Below are 600 nucleotides of genomic sequence, written 5' to 3' on the forward strand. Positions count from 1 at the left end.
TGCTCCTTTGCCGAACGTGCACATAAGAAAAGCAGTGTTTTCAATTGTTTGTCACCCATTGGCGATATTTTATGTCCGCATTTCATCTTTCCCGATTCTTTTGGATAAGGAGCGATACCTGCGTAAGCAGCACATTTTTTAGCCGTGTCTAATTTTCTAAAATTCTCTGTCTTTATTATCAGCTCACAACTGGTCACAGGTCCTACACCGACAATGGAGGTAAGAATCTGATAATTCCTGCTGAATTCGGAAGAGTTTTGTATGAGGGCTTCTATCTCATGGTCAAGCCCGGATATTTGGGTATTTAACTCCGCAAGAACAGCTCTCCGTGCATGGTCGGCCGCCAGGGAAACAGAAGATTTACAATTATCACCTATGTTTAAAGTGTCCAGGCGCTTACGAGAGTCCACCAGCAGAGAGCGTGTACGATACAATTCCTGAAGTTCAGACATCTCTTCCCCAGGATAGAAACAAGGTCTGAGAAGGTCATAAAAACGTTCGGCATATTCACGGATACGACAGGCATCCAGAGGATCGGATTTACCACGCTGAAGCCCCAGACTATGCTTTATCTGATAACCCGGAACAAAACACAGGCAT

The 600-nt window shown here is 44.5% G+C and carries 1 protein-coding gene; it reads right to left on the reverse strand.

Going from position 1 to position 600, the window contains the following annotated elements:
- Nucleotides 1-600: transposase (locus ACESQI_RS24150; RefSeq protein ID WP_373127383.1), on the reverse strand; the 600-nt coding region annotated here is incomplete at both ends.

Source organism: Bacteroides sp. HPS0048 (genome assembly GCF_964240755.1).
GTDB lineage: Bacteria > Bacteroidota > Bacteroidia > Bacteroidales > Bacteroidaceae > Bacteroides > Bacteroides nordii.